Origin of the sequence: Allosaccharopolyspora coralli (assembly GCF_009664835.1) — a bacterium.
GTDB classification, from domain to species: domain Bacteria; phylum Actinomycetota; class Actinomycetes; order Mycobacteriales; family Pseudonocardiaceae; genus Allosaccharopolyspora; species Allosaccharopolyspora coralli.
In genome coordinates this window covers 1,125,688-1,142,723 of record NZ_CP045929.1, presented here as the reverse complement: position 1 = coordinate 1,142,723, position 17,036 = coordinate 1,125,688, and the positions used below count along the sequence as shown (strand labels likewise).

Here is a 17,036-nt window from a genome sequence, read left to right as displayed (position 1 = left end):
GGAGCACGCGTGGTGAATATCCGGTTCGCGCAGGTCACGGAACCATCCACGGCGCCGGTCCGACTCCGGCCGTGGCGTGTTTCCGACGCCGTTCGGCTCGACCGAGTGACCGTCGACGTCCCGTTTTCGAGCACGCCGGCCTGCCCGGCGAGATCATGCTGGAAGAATGAGGCGAGTCACCCGGAGAAGAGAGGCGACCGTGTCCAGTTCAGCAATACCCTCGTCGGGCTCCCGGGTGCGCTTACGGCCTCCGCGGCACCGAGTCGATCGGCGGGCGATCCTGTGGTGGACGCTGCGGGCCGCATTGCTCGTCGCGCCGTTGCTTCTCGCGCTCGGGGTGGCCGCGTACTTCGTGCCGTCGCTTCGAACATGGGTGCTGCTCGCGTTCGGCGTCGTCGCCGTCCTCGGAGTGGCCCACGTCGTCGTCATGCCGCAGTGGCGGTTCCGGGTGCACCGGTGGGAAACCACCGACGACGCCGTCTACACCTCGTCCGGCTGGTTGAACCAGGAGTGGCGGGTGGCGCCGATGTCGCGGATCCAGACGGTCGACAGCTCCCGTGGTCCGCTGCAGCAGTTGCTACGACTGTCCAGCGTCACCGTCACGACAGCGTCCGCCGCCGGTCCGATCACGATCGAGGGCCTCGACCGCGACCTCGCCGCCGACGTCGTCGAACGGCTCACCGCCGTGACGCAGGCGACGAAGGGTGATGCGACGTGAACGATCCCCGTCCCGGCTCGGTAGGCGAGCCTGCCGCACCGCCCGAAGCCACCGTGCCGGGCACGTCCGGCGAGACGGTGCTACCGGAGGGCGAGGGCTGGACGCGGCTGGATCCGAAGAGTGTCGTCGCGGTGTCGTCACTGGTGGCGCTGCTCGCGATTCCGCCGCTCGCGATCATGGCGCTCAGCGGCGCCGAACGCATGGCGGTGCTCGTCACCGCCGGAGGCTGGCTGCTGATCGTTCTCGGTGTTTGCATCACCTCGTGGGTGAGCTGGCACTTCACCCGCTATCGCATCACCGGGCACCGGTTCGAACTGCGCGCCGGTCGGCTGTCCCGCAGCCACAAGTCCATCCCGCGCGATCGCATCCGCAGCGTCGACCTCACGGCCAATCCGGTGCACCGCGTCTTCGGTCTGTCGGTGGTGAAGATCGGCACCGGACAACAGGCGGGCGACAGCGAGATCAAACTCGACGCCGTCACCACCCCTCGCGCGGAGGCACTGCGCCACGAGTTGCTGCGCACTCCGTCCACAGCGGACACCGCAGCGGAGTCGCACACAGCCTCGGTACCCGCCGCGGAGACGCTGTCCTCCATCCGGCCCGCCTGGTTCGGCTACGGCGCCCTGACCGTCTCTCTGGCCGCCGTCGTCTGGGGTGCGATCGCCTCCGCGATCGGCTCGTTCGCCGACGTGATCATGAATCTCGGACTCGACGACGCGGTGCTCGGCGACGTGGTGTCCCTGCCGGTGTGGATCAGCGTCACCGCCGGTGTGCTGGGCGCACTGCTCGTCGGTGCCCTCGGCGCCGTGCTGCTGTCGCTGGAGATGTGGTGGGGGTTCACACTCACCCGCGAACAGGACAGCATGCTGCGGGTCCGGCGTGGGCTGTTGACCGTCCGGTCCCTGTCACTGGAGGAGCGTCGACTGCGGGGCGTCGAACTCGTCGAACCGATGCTGCTGCGATGGGTCGGCGGCGCGCGACTCAACGCCGTCGCCACCGGCCTCTCCGACCAGCAGTCCGGGAACAGACAGCCCGACCGGGCAGCCCTGATGCCTCCTGCACCACGCGAGGAGGTGCGCCGCGTCTCCGGAGTCGCGCTGGGAACCGACCCTCCCGTTCCGTCGCGGACACTCGTCCGCCATCCCTTTGCCGCGCTGCGCCGCAGGCTGTTTCGTGCCACGGCCGTGGGTGTCCTGGTCGGCACCGCGCTCGTCCTCGCGGCGACGGTCACCGGCTGGCTGATTCCGTTGGCGTGGGCGCTGGCGATCGCCGCACTGCTGATCGCATGGGCGTTCGGGCTGGAGTCCTACTGGAACCTCGGCCACGAACTGCTTGCCCGGCACCTTCTCGCCCGCTCGGGAGTCGGCGTGCGGCGGACTGTCGCGCTGGAACGCGACGGCATCATCGGGTGGCGGGTCGAACAGACGATCTTTCAGCGTCCTGCCGGGCTCGTGACGATCTCGGCGACGACGGCCGCAGGCAGCGGGGCGTACGCGGTGCGGGACGTCGCCGCGACCGACGGGCTCACGGTCGCGGAGGAAGCGGTGCCGAACCTGCTCACCCCGTTCCTCGAACGGGACGGCTGACGCTCGCACCACGGGCGTTCGCGGGAGGTGTGGCCCGCCCCGTGCGGGCGGAGCCACACCTCGCGGGTTCAGGAGTCGAAGTTTCCGAGCTTCACGCCGGAAACGAACGACTCCCACCGCGCGGCGGTCACACACAGGTGTCCGCCCGTCCGGTTCTTGGTGTCCCGCACCGCGATGCGGTCCGGACCGAACCCGACCTCGACGCACTGGCCCTGCCCCTGGGTGCGGGTGCTCGTGCGCCAGTCCGTGATGCATTCCATTTACAGTTCTCCTCTTCGTCGGTGGATGAGCTGAGCCGACCCCTCCGGGTTTAGCGCATGAGCACGCAAGTGGTCCATCATTCGCTTGTAGTTGAGCAGCTCGATCTCTCTTTCGAGGTACAACCCACCGACGTGCGTCTCCAGATAGACCACGCCCGGATCCGCGTGATCGGAGTAGCGCAGGATGACGAACGGCCCCGCCTGGGCCGGATGGGCACCGCCGTCCAAGGGCATCACCTGCAAGGTCACGTGCGGCAACTCGGCCAGTTTGAGCACGTGATCGAGTTGTCTGCGCAGCACACCGGGGCCGCCGACACGACGGCGCAACGCCACCTCGCCGACGACCGCCCACAGTTCCGCCGGATCCGATCCGGCCACCCGAAGCTGGCGCTGCATTCGCAATTCGACTCTCCGGGCGATCTCGGATTCCTCCGCGCGAATGAGAGTCGCCTTCGTCAGGGCGAACGCGTACTCCTCGGTCTGCATCAGGCCGGGAATGGCCTCGGACTCGTACGTGTGAATTGTGGACGCTTCCGACTCCAGGCCGACGTACGTCTCGTACCACTCGGGGAGCACATCGCTGTAGGGATGCCACCAGCCACGCTTGCGCGCGTCCCGCGCGAGGGTGATCAGGTGCTCGTGCTGGTCGCACGGGACTTCGTAGAACTCCAGCAACGCGGCGACGTCACCGACCGAGGGCGACCGCTTCGCGGTCTCGAACCGGCCGATCTTCGCCTGGGTGCAGCCGAGGTGCGCGGCGGCCTGCTGTTGGGTGACCTCGGCCGAGGCGCGCAGGCGACGCAGCTCGGCAGCCAGCCGCCTGCGTCGCACGGTGGGGCTCACTGTCATGGTCATCAGTGTCCCCTGTTGACACGGTGCGTCACCACCGTGTCACCCGGACGACATCTGGATCTGCACGTCGGACGGAATCATGCTGGAGCGGCACGCACTGATCCACTCGTTCCGCGCCGGGGAGGACACGCGGAACGGGCACAGTGGACCGAGGGGGTCTTCCGGGGTGTACTGGCTGCTCGCACTGTCGATGCTGGTCTGGGCCGCGCTGTTCGGCACCGCCATCCTGATGTGGTGGCGCGGCGGATACGCACGAGGAGTGCGGCGCACGACACCGCGCGCACAGGACGGTCCACGGCACAGCATCAGTCGACGCAGGCACCGCGTGCGCGCACTCTGAGAGGCTGTCTTGGATCCCGGTGGTGGGCATGTGAAGGGCCTCTGCTAGTGATCGTGATGCCAGTCATGATCACTAACAGCAGAGGCCCGACTCAGTTTGTACCCCACGACGCCTTCGTCCAGCGCATCGGCCCGCATTCGCCGCTACCCGTCGGACATGACGGACGCCGAGTGGGCAGTGATCGAACCACTGCTGCCCACGGCGGCGTGTGCCAGCCCGGCCGGGGGGCGTCCGGAGAAGCACCACCGCCGCGACATCGTCGACGCGATCCGCTACGTCACCGACAACGGAGTGAAATGGCGCGCGCTTCCCGTGGACTTTCCGCCCTGCAAGACCGTGTACGGCTTTTTCGCTCGCTGGCGCGAGAACGGCACGGTGGAAATAATGCGTGATGCGCTGCGTGAACAGGTCCGCCAGCAGGCCGGCCGGCGCCCGCGGCCCACCGCAGCCGCCATCGACGCGCAATCGGTGCGCGCCGCCGAAACAGTCGGTGACTCCACCCGCGGCTACGACGCCGGCAAGAAGGTCAACGGCCGCAAACGCCACATCGCCGTGGACACCATGGGACTGCTGCTGGTCGTCATGGTCACCGCCGCCAACTTGCAGGACCGGCCCGCCGGGCGCCCTCTGCTGTCGCTGCTGCACCGCGCCCACCACAGGGTGCGCCACATCTGGGCCGACGGCGGCTACACCGGAACCCTGCTGACCTGGGCGAAAACAACCCTGGGCATCACCGTCGAGATCGTGAAAAAACTCGCCGAACAAACCGGGTTCGTGCCCCTGCACCGCCGATGGGTCGTCGAACGAACCTTCGCCTGGATCAGCCAAGCCCGCCGCAACACCCGCGACTACGAACGCCTCCCCGAACACTCCGAGGCCTTCATCAACTGGGCCATGATCACTATGATGAGCCGACGACTGACCCGCCCACAAACGCGGGCCCCCACCCCCTAACCAAGATCAAAGACAGGCTCTGAGACGGCATCGTGGAACTGGGTTGGTGATCCGGAACTTTCGCCCCAGTTCGCGCCGCGCGGCGTTGGGGTCCTCTTGAGTACCAGGTTGTACGGGTTCGGCTCGCGGGTCACCGGGGGATGTTGCGCAGGTTGCTCCGCGCCAGCTGCACCATCTTGCCGACCCCGCCGGAGAGCACGGTCCGGCTCACCGCGAGTGCGAATCCCGCCACCTGTTCGCCGGTGATCCGTGGCGGCATGGACAGGGCGTCCGGGTCGGTCACGACGTCGATCAGCGCCGGACCCGGGCGGCGTAGCATCTCGCGCACGTTCTCGCGCACGTCGGCAGGGCGTTCCACCCGGACGGAATCGATGCCGGCCGCATCCGCGATGGCAGCGAAGTTCACGCCGACGTGATCGGTGCCGAACGACGGAATCCCGTCGACGAGCATTTCCAGCTTGACCATCCCCAGCGACGAGTTGTTGAACACGATCATCTTCACCGGCAGTCGTCGCGCCCGGACCGTGAGGATCTCCCCCAGCAACATCGACAACCCGCCGTCCCCGCACAGGGCGACGACCTGCCGGTCGGGCTCGGCGAACTGCGCTCCGATCGCTTGCGGCAACGCATTGGCCATCGATCCGTGCACGTACGAGCCGAGGATGCGCCGTCGCCCGTTCGGCGTGATGTACCGGGCGGCCCACACGTTGCACATCCCAGTGTCCACCGTGAACACCGCGTCGTCGGCGGTGAGGTCGTCGACGGCGTCGGCCACGTACTCCGGGTGGATCGGCACGTGCTTTTCGACGTTGCTCGTGTAGGCCTCGACGACCTGTTCGAGCTTGCCCGCGTGTTCCCGCAGCATCCGGTCCAGGTAAGAACGATCGGACTTCTGCCGCACGCGCGGCAGTACCGCCCGAATCGTCTCGCCGACGTCGCCCTGCACCGCCAGATCCAGCACCGACCGGCGTCCGAGGTGCGTCGGATCGATGTCGACCTGGACCGTGTTCTGTTGCGGCAGGAAGTCGTTGTACGGAAAGTCCGTGCCGAGCAGCACCACGCGGTCCGCCGAGTGCATCGCCTCGTGACAGGCGCCGTACCCGAGCAGGCCGCTCATGCCCACGTCGTACGGGTTCTCGTACTGAATCCACTCCTTGCCGCGCAGCGCGTGACCGACCGGGGCGTTGAGCGCACCCGCGAGGTCCATGACCTCCTTGTGCGCCCCGCGCGCGCCCGCACCGCAGAACAGCATCACCCGTTCCGCCGAGTTCAGCGAGTCCGCCAGTTGGGCCACCTGCGACTCCGGGGGCACCACGGTCGGCGGAACACAGTCGACGACGCCGTGTCCGGTCGGCTTGACGGTGGACTTGTTCGCCACGTCGCCGGGCAGCACCAGCACCGACACGCCGCGGCGCCCGGCGGCCGACTGGATCGCGCTGCGCAGGAGCCGCGGCATCTGCTCCGGCTGGGACAGCAGCTCGCAGAAACCACTGCACTCCTGGAACAGCTCCTGCGGGTGGGTTTCCTGGAAGAAGTCGGTACCGATCTGCTCCGACGGGATGTGCGAGGCCAGCGCCAGCACCGGAGCGCCGCTGCGGTGAGCGTCGAAGAGTCCGTTGATCAGATGCAGGTTGCCGGGGCCGCAGCTGCCCGCGCAGACCGCGAGGCTCCCCGTCACCTGAGCCTCGCTGCTCGCCGCGAACGCCGCCGACTCCTCGTGGCGCACCGAGACCCACTCGATGCCGTCGGTGCGGCGGACCGCGTCGACGATCGGGTTGAGGCTGTCCCCGACGATCCCGTAGATGCGTTTGACGCCCGCCTGCGCGAGCACTTCGATGAACTGATCGGCGATTGTCGGCACGGCGTGGCCTCCGTCAGCGTCGGGATGCGGCTTCTTGTCGTCTCCGCGCTCCGAGGTTCCTGCAACTGCGAACGCTCCGCACGGCGGGACGAGCGCCGGGGGACGCCCGCCGCGTCAGCGGAGGCTCTAACCTCGACCGCATGACCGAACAGAACCGCCTCGCCGTCGGCGACACCGCTCCCGAGTTCTCGCTGCCCGCCGCCGACGGCTCGACCGTCTCGCTGTCGGACTATCGGGGCAGGTCCGTCGTGGTGTACTTCTACCCCGCCGCGAGCACCCCCGGCTGCACCAAGGAAGCCTGCGATTTCCGCGACAGCCTCGGCGTCCTGGACGACGCCGGCTTCGACGTCGTCGGTGTCTCGCCGGACACCCCGGCCAAGATCGCGAAGTTCCGCGAAGCGGAAGGGCTCACGTTCCCGCTACTCAGCGACGCCGACAAGTCGGTGATGAGCGCCTGGGGCGCGTTCGGGGAGAAGAAGAACTACGGCAAGGTCGTCCAGGGAGTGATCCGCTCGACGTTCGTCGTCGACCCCGAGGGCAAGATCGCCCAAGCGCTCTACAACGTCAAGGCGACCGGGCACGTCGAGCGGCTCCGCAAGGAACTGGGCGTCTGAGAGCCTGTCTGTGCTCTTGTTCTGATGCCCGTCAGGGCATGGTCTTGCGTGCTCAGCCTGAGCACGGTGAGAAGCTCCGGCGTTGCAGGTTGTCGCTCGCAAGGCAGGGGTTGTCACGGTGTACGCGTGGCGCTCAAGAGCACCCAATGCCGGGGCGCGAACCGGGCGGCGGTTACTGGAGCACCTATCCCAGTCCCCAAATGCCTCTAAGGTCCCGGGCTCCCGCTCCGCCGTGGAGCGGGAGCCCGCGCTCAGTTCACGAACGCGTCCCAGGCGAGGTAGACGGCGACCCCGGCGGCGATGACGACGATGGTGTAGCGCAGCGCCGTGGCAGGCAGGCGTTGCGCGACCTTGCCCCCGATGTACCCGCCGATCAGCGTGGACGGCACCAACGTCAGCGCCGCCCACCAGTCGACCGGCGCGAGCAACGCGAGCACCACCAGCGTCGCGGCACTGCCGATCAGACCCAGCCAGTTCTTCAGCGCGTTCAACCGGCGCATCGGATCGGTCGCCGCGAGCATCAGGATCGCGATGAAGATGACGCTGCGCGCCCCGGCGAAATAGCCGCCGTAGACGGCGGCGAGGAAGATGCCGACGGTCAGCAGCACCGTCCGGTCCGGAGCGTCCACCTCACTGTTGCCGAGCCAGCGGCGAATCTGGTTCTGCAGGGCCATGAGGATCGCCGACAAGCCGACGAGGACGGGCACGACCACGTCGAAGACCGACCCCGGCAGTGCCAGCAGCAGCACGCAGCCGATCACCGAGCCCACGACCGCGGCCGAGGAGGTCAGCAGCACCCGTCGCCGCTGGCCGAGCAGATCACGCCGTTGTCCGACGGCGGCTCCGATAAAGCCGGGTCCCTGGGCGACGGAGTTCGTGACGTTCGCGATCAACGGGGGCATCCCGGTCGCCAGCAGAGCCGGGAACAGCAGCAGCGACCCGCCCCCGGCGACCGCGTTGAAGACGCCGGAGACGAAGCCCGCGAGGACGAGCAGGCCCAGCTCGAGGGGACCGGTGAACATCGCCAGGACGGTAGTCCTTCACTCGCGTCCCGAGCACCCCACAGGGACCCGCGTCACACGACCGATCTTCCGCCCACGACACACGCGCCGGTGCGACGCCCTGAGGCGAACGGCACTTTCACCCCGTCTCGTGAGGCGAACGTGCCGCTCACCCCGTCCCACACGCACGACGACGGCTCACCCCAAGTGAGGCGAACGTGCCGCTCACCCCGCGAGACGAGGCGAAAGTGCCGTTCGCACCACGTCGCACCACGTCCGCGCGGCAAGGCAACGCTCACCCCACATGGAGCGAACGGCACCTTCACCCCGTCTCATGGGGCGAAAGTGCCGTTCGCCTCGGTCAGGCGGTGGGGGCGGGCAAGGTGCGCAGGTGCGGGAGCAGCAGCCGGAGTGCGCGGCCTCGGTGGGAGTCGGCGTCCTTCTCCGCGGGCGTGAGCTCCGCGGACGTCCGCGTCTCGCCCTCCGGGACGAAGACCGGGTCGTAGCCGAAGCCGTTCTCCCCACGCCGTTCCCGAACGAGGACGCCGCGCCACTCACCACGCACGACGACCTGCTGACCGTCCGGAGTGGCCAGTGCCGCCGCCGAGACGAACGCCGCGCCACGCCGCTCGTCCGGCACGTCGGCGAGCTGACCGAGCAGAAGGTCCAGGTTCGCGCGGTCGTCGCCGTGCCCGCCGGACCACCGTGCCGAGAGCACACCCGGCATCCCGTTCAGCGCGTCCACGGACAGGCCGGAGTCGTCGGCGACGGCGGGCAGCCCGGTCGCCCGGACCGCGTCGACGGCCTTCGCCATGGCGTTTTCCTCGAACGTGGCACCAGTTTCCGGCGCTTCCGGGTAGTCCGGCACCGCGTCGAGCCCGACGACCTCGACGCCCGTGACGCCCTCGGCCGCGAGAATCCGTCGCAGCTCGTCGAGCTTCTTCGCGTTGCGGCTCGCCAGCAGCAGCCGGGTCACGACTTGCTCCCCGGCAACTCACCGGGATAGGGCTCGGCCAGCGCGTCCGCCTGCATGCGGGTGAGCTGGGCGCACCCCTCCTGGGCGAAGTCGAGCATCGTGTCCATCGTGGAGCGAGGGAACGTCGCCCCCTCACCAGTGCCCTGCACCTCCACGAGCGTGCCGTGATCGGTGGCGACCACGTTCATGTCGACCTCGGCGCGCGAGTCCTCCTCGTACGGCAGGTCGAGCCGGACCCGGCCGTCGACCACACCGACGCTCACCGCCGCGATGGAGCACGACAGCGGCTTCGGATCGGACAGGCGCTTGGCGGCACCGAGATAGGTGATCGCGTCCGCCAGCGCCACGTACGCACCGGTGATCGCCGCGGTCCGGGTGCCTCCGTCGGCCTGGATCACGTCGCAGTCCAGCGTGATCGTGTTCTCCCCCAGCGCCGCGAGGTCGATGCAGGCGCGTAGCGAGCGGCCGATCAACCGGCTGATCTCGTGGGTGCGGCCACCGATCCGGCCCTTCACGGACTCACGGCTGCCGCGCGTGTTCGTCGCCGACGGCAGCATCGCGTACTCGGCGGTCACCCAGCCGAGGCCGGAGCCCGCGCGCCAGCGCGGGACGCTCTGCTGCACGCTCGCGGCGCACAACACCCGGGTGCGCCCGAACTCCACGAGCACCGAGCCTGCAGGCCAGTCCTGGTATCCGCGGGTCAGTCGAATCTCTCGGAGCGCATCGTCGCCCCGGCCATCTGTACGTGCCACGGGCCCACCCTAGCCGTCACGAGCACACTCTCGGTGAACCCGTCCGGTGTCGCTTAGAGCGCTTGGGTGGGTGGTTGGGCCGGTACCGCCGCCCCAATTCGCGCCTTCCTCTTGAATACCAAGCCGTACGCGGCGAGCACCTCAGAAGCTGTCGCTCGGCCGAGCACGCGAGACCACGCGGCATCAGGACAAGACCAGAGACAGGCGCTCAGCCCGGGTCGACCTCGCGCCACTCGACGGCGACCGGACGGCGCGCGGTGCTGAGGAATTCGCGCAGCGCCTCGGCGAGTACGTCGACCACGACGCCACTGCCCGCTGGAAAGTGCACGTCGTCGACGTGCAGCGGCGGCGAGTCCGGGTCGCCGTCGAGCACCGCGTAGTCGTGATCGGTGTCGATGTAGGCGAGATACCCGAACCCGGCGGCGACCGCCGTGACCACGTCGTGATCGAGCATGCCGGTGTCCGGGTCGGCGGCTTCGCGCTGCTCGTGCCAGAGCGCGGCGAGCCCGGTGTTCGGTTCCGCGAGCCGGTCGACCAGCTCGTCCACTCCCGACGGTTCGGTCACCGTGAGGCCGTCACCGGCGTGGGTGTTCGCCGGCGAGCTGATCGCCCACACCGCTGTGATCGTCATCGTCACCCTTCTGCCGCTCCTCGGTGGGCGACGACTGTACGCGCTCACGGAGTGCGGACGCGCGGGTGTCGTCAGAGAGCATTTGGGAACTGGCTTGTGTGCCCGTAGGGCACGGTCATACGTGCTCGGCCTCGACAGGGTGAGGAGCTCCGTCGTTCCAGTTCGTGCCTCGCAAGGCAGGGGTTCTCGCCGCGTACGTGTGGTACTCAAGAGGACCCAACGCGACGCGAACTGGGCGGCGGTACCGGACCACCCACCCAAGTTCCCAAATGCGCCCTCAGACCGTGTACTGAGCGTCCGGCACGACCCACTCCGCGTCGCCGGTGAAGGCGGCCCTGGCCTCGGCGTCGACCGGAGCACGGTCCGACCAGGCGAGCAGGTGCGTCAACAGCAGCCTGCGCACGCCCGCGCGAGTGGCGAGCTCACCGGCCTGGCGTCCGGACAGGTGCAGGTTCGACGGTTGGTCCGGCGCGTCGGCCCACGACGCCTCGCACAGCAGCACGTCGACGTCCCTGGCGAGGTCCGTCAACGATGCGCACGGCCCGGTGTCACCGGTGTAGGCGAGCACCCTGCCACCGGCCTCGACGCGGTATCCCCAGGTCGGCACGACGTGGTTCACCGGGATCGCGGTGATCTCGAACGGTCCGATCCGCACCGGTTCCTCCGGGGGCGGGCGGAAGTCGTAGAAACCCGACAGGTCGGTTTCGGCGAGTTCGGCCGGGTTCGCCGCGTACAGCGCCGCCAACCGCTCGGAGGCTTCCGGTGGGCCGAACAACGGCAATCGCCCGAGGTCGGGCAGGCGCGGGTGAAAACGCCGCAGCACCGTCAGCGCGGCGAAGTCCGCGCAATGATCGGGATGCAGGTGCGAGAGCACCACCGCATCGAGGTCGAACGGACTGGCGACACGCTGCAACCGCCCCAGGGTGCCGTTGCCCATGTCGAGCATCAGTCGCGTGCCGTCGTGTTCCAGCAGGTACCCGGACGCCGGTGACTCCGGGCCCGGGACGCCACCCGAACAACCGAGGACCGTCAGTCTCATGCGCGTGAGCCTGACATGGACCACTGTTCGACGGCACCACCGACCGGCGTGGGCCCGAGGAAACGGGCGGCCAACTTCGCGAACCGGTCCGGCTCACCGGTGCACCGGAACTCGTGGGTCGCCGGAACTCCCGGTGGCGCGAGCAGGTCGTGTTCGGTCAGGACGCGCACGACGTCCTTCGCGGTCTCCTCCGCGCTCGAGACCAACGTGACCTGCTCGCCCATCGCCAACTGGAGCACACCGGTCAGCATCGGATAATGGGTGCAGCCGAGCACCATCGTGTCCACGTCGGCCTGCTGCAGCGGGTCGAGATAGGACTGGGCGAGCCCCAGCACCTGCCGTCCGGAGGTGATGCCGCGTTCCACGAAGTCGGCGAACCGGGGACACGCGGCGGTGGTGAGCCGCACCTGCGGGGCGGCGGTGAACGCGTCCTCGTACGCGCGGGAGCGGATCGTCCCGGTGGTGCCGATCACTCCGACCCGGTCGTTGCGGGTGACCGCCATGGCGCGCCGGACGGCGGGTAGGACGACCTCCACGACCGGCACGTCGTAACGCTCGCGAGCATCGCGCAGGCAGGCCGCCGAGGCCGTGTTGCAGGCGATCACCAGCATCTTCACGCCGCTGTCGACGAGTTCGTCGAGCAGCGTGAGCGTCCGGGAGCGGACTTCGGCGATCGGCTTCGGACCGTACGGCGAGTGCGCGGTGTCGCCGACGTAGCGCAACCGCTCCGCAGGCAACTGGTCGACCAGAGCGCGCGCGACCGTCAGCCCGCCCACGCCCGAGTCGAGGACTCCGATGGGTGCCTTGCTCACCCGGACAGTCTGCCCGGTCGCCACGGGTCGGCGTCACGGACCTGCCGTCCGATCATGTACGCGGCGAGCGCGCCCGCGAGCGCACCGAAGAGATGGCCCTCCCAGGAGACTCCCGGCTGCCCCGGTAGCACGCCCCAGAGGATCCCGCCCCAGTACAGGAACAGCACGATCGCCACCACGATCTGGCCGACGCTGCGGGCGAAGAACCCGCGCATCAGCAGGAACACCATCCAGCCGAACACCAGCCCGGACGCCCCGATGTGCGGCGCGGGGAAGCCGATCAGCCACGTTCCCAGTCCGCCGAGCAGCCAGATCGTCGCCGTGACCCCGACGAACTGTCCGAGACCTCCGGCCATGACGAGCCAGCCGAGCACCAGCAGCGGCACCGTGTTCGCGCCGAGGTGGGCGAAGTCACCGTGCAGCAACGGTGCCCAGAGGATGCCGTCGAGCCCGTCGACCTGGCGCGGAAAGATCCCCTCGCGGTTCAACGCCTGTCCGAGGAAGAAGGCGTCGTAGAACTCGATCACATAGAGGCCGACGACGAACAGCACCACGAGCAGCGCGGAACGCACCGGCTTCGCCGGGATCACCCGGGAGCGGTTTTCGGACGAAGGCGACATGCTCACCTCTCCGAGGTTACCTGGATCGGACGCGAACGGAATCGGGGATGACCCGGAGACTCCAAGATCACCGAGTACCGTGCGGAACGTGTCGCACAACGGGCTGAGCGGGAAGGCGGTGTCGGAGACGATGTCCGGACGGGTCGAGGTGGCGGTGGCCGCCGGTGCCCGCGAGGGAGGCGCTCCGACCTGGGACGTCGGCTGGGACACCCTCCTGTGGGTCGACCGCGCGGCGGACGAGAGCGCGGCGGGCACCGTCCACCGGCACGTACCCGGCGGCGCGAACCATTCGATGGAGCTAGCTCAGCGGGTGGGCGCGGCCAAACCACGGGGCCGGGGCGGTCTCGTGCTGCACCTGGACGAGGGCGTCGCCGTCTTCGAGGCCGACGGCCAGCGCCGCACGTGGTTGACGTACTGGGCGCGGGACGGGGTCCGCAGCGGCGCCACCGCCGTCGACCGGGCAGGGCGGCTGTGGGCGACCACGGTCCGCGAGGACGAGAGCGGCGGTGGCTGGCTCGCCCGGGTGCTCCCCGACGGCAGTGCCTCGGCCGTGCTCACCGACCTCCCCGCGGCGAACGGACTCGCCTTCGACGCGGAGGCGAACCGGCTGTACCTGGCCGACAGCGCCACCGGGCTGGTCGAGATCCTCGACGTCGAGCACGAGAGCGGCGCGGTGGGGCCGCGCCACACGTTTGTCCAGGTCGAGGACGGTGAGCCTGCCGGGCTGTGCGTGGACGGGAGCGGCGCGGTGTGGTTGGCGCTGCGCGACGCAGGCCAGGTGCGGCGGTACACGCCCGAGGGCGAACTGGACACGACCGTCGACCTGCCTCTGCGACGACCGCTGGGGTGCTGCTTCGGCGGGCCGGAACTCGCCGACCTGTACGTGACCTCGGCACCGGAGGGGCTCGCCGAGCCCGGCGAGGACGACGGCGCCGTGCTGGTCCTGCGCGGGGTGGGACCAGGCGTCCGCCCCTACGCTTTCGCAGGCTGAGCGGCGTGAGCCTTTGTGGTGGTCATAGCCACTAAAAAGGCTCACGCTTCGGGAGGGGCTGCTCAGGGGCACGCGCACGCTTGCTCGCGCGCAGGCTCAAGCCCAGAGTTGGCCGTCGAGGCGGCTGGCGGCCTCGTCCAGCGTGCCCGTGTACGCGCCGGTGGAGAGGTACTTCCACCCGGCGTCGGCCACGATGAAGACGATGTCGGCCGCGTCCCCCGCTGCTGCCGCCTTCTCGCCGACAGTCAGCGCCGCGTGCAGCACGCCGCCGGTGGACACTCCCGCGAACACGCCTTCGGATTCCAGCAGCTGTCGGGTGCGACGCAGGGCGTCGTACGAGCCGACGGAGAACCGCCTGCTGAGCACCTCGGCGTCGTAGAGCTCGGGGACGAACCCTTCGTCGAGGTTGCGCAGCCCGTAGACAAGCTCGCCGTACCGGGGTTCGGCGGCGATGACCTGCACGTCGCTCTTCTGCTCGCGCAGATACCGCCCGACGCCCACGAGCGTGCCGGTGGTGCCGAGCCCGGCGACGAAGTGCGTGACGCTGGGCAGGTCCCGCAGGATCTCCGGGCCGGTGCCGCGGCGGTGCGCGTCCGCGTTCGCGGAGTTGCCGTACTGGTAGAGCATCACCCAGTCCGGGTTCTGCTCGGCGAGCTCCTTGGCGACGGCCACCGCCTGGTTCGAGCCCCCTGCCGCGGGCGAGGAGACGATCCGCGCCCCGTAGGCCTGCAGGATCTGCCTGCGCTCCTCGGAGGTGTTCTCCGGCATCACGCACACCAGGCCGTAGCCCTTGAGCTTGGCGGCCATGGCCAGCGAGATCCCCGTGTTGCCCGAGGTGGGTTCCAGGATCGTGCAGCCGTGGGTGAGGCGGCCCTCCTTCTCGGCGGCCTCGATCATCGCCAGCGCGGGCCGGTCCTTGACCGAACCCGTCGGGTTACGGTCTTCCAGCTTCGCCCACAGCCGGACGTCCGGCGACGGCGACAGGCTCGGCAACCCCACCATCGGTGTGTCGCCGAGCGCGTCGAGCAACGAGTCGTAGCGCGCCATGAGGGACCTCCTCCTGAACTGCTGCTCGCCTCAGCGCATCCCGCCCGCGACCGCAGGCAGGATCGTCACGCTGTCACCGTCGGTGACCGAGGCGTCGAGACCACCGACGAACCGCACGTCCTCGTCGTTGATGTAGACGTTGACGAATCGGTGCAGCGAACCTTCCTTGACCAGACGGTCCTTGATGCCGCCGTGGCGGCTGTCGAGGTCGTTGATGACCTCAGCGACGGTGCCGCCGCTGGCCTCGACGGCCTTCTGGCCGCCGGTGTGGGTACGCAGGATCGTCGGGATCGAGACGTTGACTGCCATTGCGGGAACCTCCTGTGCGGTGCAGCGATCGGGATGCGTCGAAAGGACGGCGAACGGCCCGGAACGGGCCGGTGATGCGACGGCGCGGCGTGCGTTCAGCCGCGGTCGGGCACCTCGTCGTGGCCGGTGTGCGCGAACATGTACGACTCGACGACCTCGACCGGCTCCTCGGTGACCTCACCGTCGACGATGCGGTACGACCGCAGCTCGTACTCCTCGGGGTCGCGCGTGGAGACCAGCACGTAGTGCGCGTTCGGCTCCGAGGCGTAGGAGATGTCGGTGCGGGACGGGTACGCCTCGGTCGCGGTGTGCGAGTGGTAGATGACCACCGGCTCCTCGTCGGCGGCGTCCATCGCACGCCACACGCGGAGCTGCTCGGTGGAGTCGAACCGGTAGAACGTGGGTGACCGCTCCGCGTTGACCATCTCGACGAACCGCTCGGGGCGGTCAGAGCCGTCGGGGCCCGCGATGACGCCACACGCCTCGTCCGGGTGGTCCCGGCGCGCATGGGCGACCATCGCGTCCACGAGGTCGCGTCGGATCACCAGCACGGTCACCATCCTACTGGGCTCGGGGAAGCGGTCTCACGAAGTGGAACCGCTGGTCGGGCACTGTTGTCTCCAACGCCGGGAAGGATCTCGTCATTCCCGGGCCGACGGGTAGCGCGTTGAGTAGGAACTCACATCGCCGATCGGCTCCGCGGCGAACACGGCGCGCACGATCGCGCGCTCGACGAGCGTGGCCGCGGTCGCGCAGACCTCGTCCAGCGCGGTAACCCGCCCCGCCTCCGCGGCGCTGCCCGCGTCGTCGGCAGCCGTGGACAGGGCGAAGAACGTGTCGCCGTCGGTCATCCCGTGCGCGGGCCGCACCGCCCGCGCGAGACCGTCGTGCGCGGCAACCGCCACGCGGTGGCACTCGGCTTTCGACAGCGGCCGGTCCGAGGCGACGACGCCGATGGTGGTGTTGAGCGGGCGCCCCACCGGGCCGTGCCTGCCAGGACGAGTCCCGTCCGGCCGACCCGCCTCGACCTCGTCCTTCGGGGGCCGCCGGAGCACCTCGACCGTGGCGCCCCACGGCGTTCCGCTGTCCGGGTCGACCGGCGAGCCGGAGGAGTTGACCGCGACGAGGACACCGACCGTCGCACCGTCCGGCAGGGTGACGCTCGCGGTACCGATGCCACCCTTGACGTGACCTGACACCGCACCGGCTCCGGCACCGACGTTGCCCTGCCTTCGGTCGTCGCCTGCAGCCTCGCAGGCCAGTCGCCCGAACTCGGCGTCCGGACGGTTCCCCCAGTCGTTCATCGGCACGTCGAACAGCACGGCCGCGGGCACGATCGGCACGACGTGCGCCGCATCGGCACCGACGGGTAGTCCGTGTCCGCGGTCGCCCAACCACCCCATCACCCCGTCCGCGGCGGCGAGACCGTAGGCGCTACCTCCGGTGAGCACGACGGCGTGTGCGCGCTGCACGAGGTGGGTGGGGTCGAGGGCGTCGGTCTCCCGTGTTCCCGGGCCGCCGCCACGCACGTCGACCGCGGCCATCGCCCCGTCCGGAACGAGCACGACGCTGGTCCCGGTCGCCCAGTGCGCGTCGATCCGCTGGTGGTGACCGACGGCAACTCCCGGCACGTCGACGATCCCCGACTCCGAACGTGGAACCGGCACGAGCGC

General features: G+C 69.5%; 20 protein-coding genes. 6 read left to right on the top strand and 14 right to left on the bottom strand.

Annotated elements, in window-relative coordinates; translation table 11 throughout:
- The first annotated feature begins 166 nt into the window (after positions 1 to 166).
- A complete protein-coding gene (locus GIY23_RS05425; protein WP_154075652.1) occupies positions 167 to 718 on the top strand; it encodes a PH domain-containing protein in 552 nt (183 codons plus the stop codon).
- Positions 715 to 2,304 (top strand): PH domain-containing protein, encoded by a 1,590-nt coding sequence (locus tag GIY23_RS05420; protein WP_228717563.1) that lies wholly within the window; start codon positions 715 to 717, stop codon positions 2,302 to 2,304. The genes GIY23_RS05425 and GIY23_RS05420 overlap by 4 nt, the downstream gene beginning before the upstream one ends.
- A 68-nt stretch (positions 2,305 to 2,372) precedes the next feature.
- Here GIY23_RS05420 and GIY23_RS05415 read toward each other — a convergent pair whose 3' ends face one another.
- Together GIY23_RS05415 and GIY23_RS05410 are read right to left on the bottom strand one after the other, a co-directional pair.
- A complete protein-coding gene (locus GIY23_RS05415) occupies positions 2,373 to 2,564 on the bottom strand; it encodes a DUF397 domain-containing protein (RefSeq protein ID WP_154075651.1) in 192 nt (63 codons plus the stop codon).
- On the bottom strand, positions 2,565 to 3,413 hold the full coding sequence (locus GIY23_RS05410; RefSeq protein ID WP_154075650.1) for a helix-turn-helix domain-containing protein: 849 nt from the start codon (positions 3,411 to 3,413) through the stop codon (positions 2,565 to 2,567). It lies immediately after the preceding gene.
- An 82-nt stretch (positions 3,414 to 3,495) separates the two neighbouring features.
- Here GIY23_RS05410 and GIY23_RS05405 point away from each other — a divergent pair, with 82 nt between their 5' ends.
- Both GIY23_RS05405 and GIY23_RS05400 read left to right on the top strand, forming a co-directional pair.
- Positions 3,496 to 3,756, top strand: a complete 261-nt coding sequence (locus GIY23_RS05405) for a hypothetical protein (protein WP_154075649.1) — start codon at positions 3,496 to 3,498, stop codon at positions 3,754 to 3,756.
- 156 nt (positions 3,757 to 3,912) lie between these two features.
- Complete coding sequence (locus GIY23_RS05400; RefSeq protein ID WP_154075648.1) at positions 3,913 to 4,710, top strand: IS5 family transposase; 798 nt, start codon at positions 3,913 to 3,915, stop codon at positions 4,708 to 4,710.
- A 130-nt stretch (positions 4,711 to 4,840) separates the two neighbouring features.
- Here the strand turns inward: GIY23_RS05400 and GIY23_RS05395 are convergent, their stop codons facing one another.
- On the bottom strand, positions 4,841 to 6,571 hold the full coding sequence (locus GIY23_RS05395) for a pyruvate dehydrogenase (RefSeq protein WP_154075647.1): 1,731 nt from the start codon (positions 6,569 to 6,571) through the stop codon (positions 4,841 to 4,843).
- Between the two features lie 140 nt (positions 6,572 to 6,711).
- Between GIY23_RS05395 and bcp the strand changes: the two genes are divergently transcribed.
- Positions 6,712 to 7,185, top strand: a complete 474-nt coding sequence (gene bcp / locus GIY23_RS05390; protein ID WP_154075646.1) for a thioredoxin-dependent thiol peroxidase — start codon at positions 6,712 to 6,714, stop codon at positions 7,183 to 7,185.
- Positions 7,186 to 7,436: 251 nt separating this feature from the next.
- Here the strand turns inward: bcp and GIY23_RS05385 are convergent, their stop codons facing one another.
- The 7 genes from GIY23_RS05385 to GIY23_RS05355 all read right to left on the bottom strand — a co-directional run bounded on the left by GIY23_RS05385 (position 7,437) and on the right by GIY23_RS05355 (position 13,016).
- Positions 7,437 to 8,207 carry a sulfite exporter TauE/SafE family protein gene (locus tag GIY23_RS05385; RefSeq protein WP_154075645.1) on the bottom strand — a complete coding sequence of 257 codons (771 nt, stop codon included), beginning with the start codon at positions 8,205 to 8,207 and terminating at the stop codon, positions 7,437 to 7,439.
- Between the two features lie 340 nt (positions 8,208 to 8,547).
- Positions 8,548 to 9,162: an RdgB/HAM1 family non-canonical purine NTP pyrophosphatase gene (gene rdgB / locus GIY23_RS05380; protein WP_154075644.1), complete on the bottom strand. Its 615-nt coding sequence runs from the start codon at positions 9,160 to 9,162 to the stop codon at positions 8,548 to 8,550.
- Complete coding sequence (gene rph / locus GIY23_RS05375; RefSeq protein WP_154075643.1) at positions 9,159 to 9,914, bottom strand: ribonuclease PH; 756 nt, start codon at positions 9,912 to 9,914, stop codon at positions 9,159 to 9,161. Before rph ends, rdgB begins: the two co-directional genes overlap by 4 nt.
- A gap of 208 nt (positions 9,915 to 10,122) precedes the next feature.
- Positions 10,123 to 10,545 carry an Imm1 family immunity protein gene (locus tag GIY23_RS05370; protein ID WP_154078635.1) on the bottom strand — a complete coding sequence of 141 codons (423 nt, stop codon included), beginning with the start codon at positions 10,543 to 10,545 and terminating at the stop codon, positions 10,123 to 10,125.
- A 277-nt stretch (positions 10,546 to 10,822) separates the two neighbouring features.
- On the bottom strand, positions 10,823 to 11,584 hold the full coding sequence (locus GIY23_RS05365; protein WP_154075642.1) for an MBL fold metallo-hydrolase: 762 nt from the start codon (positions 11,582 to 11,584) through the stop codon (positions 10,823 to 10,825).
- Positions 11,581 to 12,396 (bottom strand): glutamate racemase, encoded by an 816-nt coding sequence (murI, locus tag GIY23_RS05360; protein ID WP_154075641.1) that lies wholly within the window; start codon positions 12,394 to 12,396, stop codon positions 11,581 to 11,583. The genes GIY23_RS05365 and murI overlap by 4 nt, the downstream gene beginning before the upstream one ends.
- Positions 12,393 to 13,016 (bottom strand): rhomboid family intramembrane serine protease, encoded by a 624-nt coding sequence (locus GIY23_RS05355; protein WP_154078634.1) that lies wholly within the window; start codon positions 13,014 to 13,016, stop codon positions 12,393 to 12,395. Before GIY23_RS05355 ends, murI begins: the two co-directional genes overlap by 4 nt.
- Before the next feature lie 88 nt (positions 13,017 to 13,104).
- Here GIY23_RS05355 and GIY23_RS05350 point away from each other — a divergent pair, with 88 nt between their 5' ends.
- A complete protein-coding gene (locus tag GIY23_RS05350; RefSeq protein WP_228717562.1) occupies positions 13,105 to 14,007 on the top strand; it encodes an SMP-30/gluconolactonase/LRE family protein in 903 nt (300 codons plus the stop codon).
- Between the two features lie 96 nt (positions 14,008 to 14,103).
- On the opposite strand, the gene GIY23_RS05345 is transcribed toward GIY23_RS05350, so the two are convergent.
- The 4 genes from GIY23_RS05345 to GIY23_RS05330 all read right to left on the bottom strand — a co-directional run bounded on the left by GIY23_RS05345 (position 14,104) and on the right by GIY23_RS05330 (position 17,030).
- Positions 14,104 to 15,054 (bottom strand): PLP-dependent cysteine synthase family protein, encoded by a 951-nt coding sequence (locus GIY23_RS05345; RefSeq protein WP_154075640.1) that lies wholly within the window; start codon positions 15,052 to 15,054, stop codon positions 14,104 to 14,106.
- A 30-nt stretch (positions 15,055 to 15,084) separates the two neighbouring features.
- Positions 15,085 to 15,363 carry a MoaD/ThiS family protein gene (locus tag GIY23_RS05340; protein ID WP_154075639.1) on the bottom strand — a complete coding sequence of 93 codons (279 nt, stop codon included), beginning with the start codon at positions 15,361 to 15,363 and terminating at the stop codon, positions 15,085 to 15,087.
- A gap of 95 nt (positions 15,364 to 15,458) precedes the next feature.
- Positions 15,459 to 15,914 (bottom strand): Mov34/MPN/PAD-1 family protein, encoded by a 456-nt coding sequence (locus tag GIY23_RS05335; protein ID WP_154075638.1) that lies wholly within the window; start codon positions 15,912 to 15,914, stop codon positions 15,459 to 15,461.
- 90 nt (positions 15,915 to 16,004) lie between these two features.
- Positions 16,005 to 17,030, bottom strand: coding sequence for a P1 family peptidase (locus GIY23_RS05330; protein WP_154075637.1), 1,026 nt, complete (start codon positions 17,028 to 17,030; stop codon positions 16,005 to 16,007).
- Between the last annotated feature and the right edge of the window lie 6 nt (positions 17,031 to 17,036).

Bases quoted from the DNA above. Each gene is read 5' to 3' on its own strand.
- GIY23_RS05425 (WP_154075652.1), top strand. From the start codon at position 167: ATGAGGCGAGTCACCCGGAGAAGAGAGGCGACCGTGTCCAGTTCAGCA.
- GIY23_RS05405 (WP_154075649.1), top strand. From the start codon at position 3,496: ATGCTGGAGCGGCACGCACTGATCCACTCGTTCCGCGCCGGGGAGGAC.
- GIY23_RS05415 (WP_154075651.1), bottom strand. From the start codon at position 2,564: ATGGAATGCATCACGGACTGGCGCACGAGCACCCGCACCCAGGGGCAG.
- GIY23_RS05410 (WP_154075650.1), bottom strand. From the start codon at position 3,413: ATGACAGTGAGCCCCACCGTGCGACGCAGGCGGCTGGCTGCCGAGCTG.
- GIY23_RS05385 (WP_154075645.1), bottom strand. From the start codon at position 8,207: ATGTTCACCGGTCCCCTCGAGCTGGGCCTGCTCGTCCTCGCGGGCTTC.
- GIY23_RS05355 (WP_154078634.1), bottom strand. From the start codon at position 13,016: ATGTCGCCTTCGTCCGAAAACCGCTCCCGGGTGATCCCGGCGAAGCCG.
- GIY23_RS05340 (WP_154075639.1), bottom strand. From the start codon at position 15,363: ATGGCAGTCAACGTCTCGATCCCGACGATCCTGCGTACCCACACCGGC.
- GIY23_RS05400 (WP_154075648.1), top strand. From the start codon at position 3,913: ATGACGGACGCCGAGTGGGCAGTGATCGAACCACTGCTGCCCACGGCG.
- GIY23_RS05370 (WP_154078635.1), bottom strand. From the start codon at position 10,545: ATGACGATCACAGCGGTGTGGGCGATCAGCTCGCCGGCGAACACCCAC.
- GIY23_RS05365 (WP_154075642.1), bottom strand. From the start codon at position 11,584: ATGAGACTGACGGTCCTCGGTTGTTCGGGTGGCGTCCCGGGCCCGGAG.
- GIY23_RS05345 (WP_154075640.1), bottom strand. From the start codon at position 15,054: ATGGCGCGCTACGACTCGTTGCTCGACGCGCTCGGCGACACACCGATG.
- bcp (WP_154075646.1), top strand. From the start codon at position 6,712: ATGACCGAACAGAACCGCCTCGCCGTCGGCGACACCGCTCCCGAGTTC.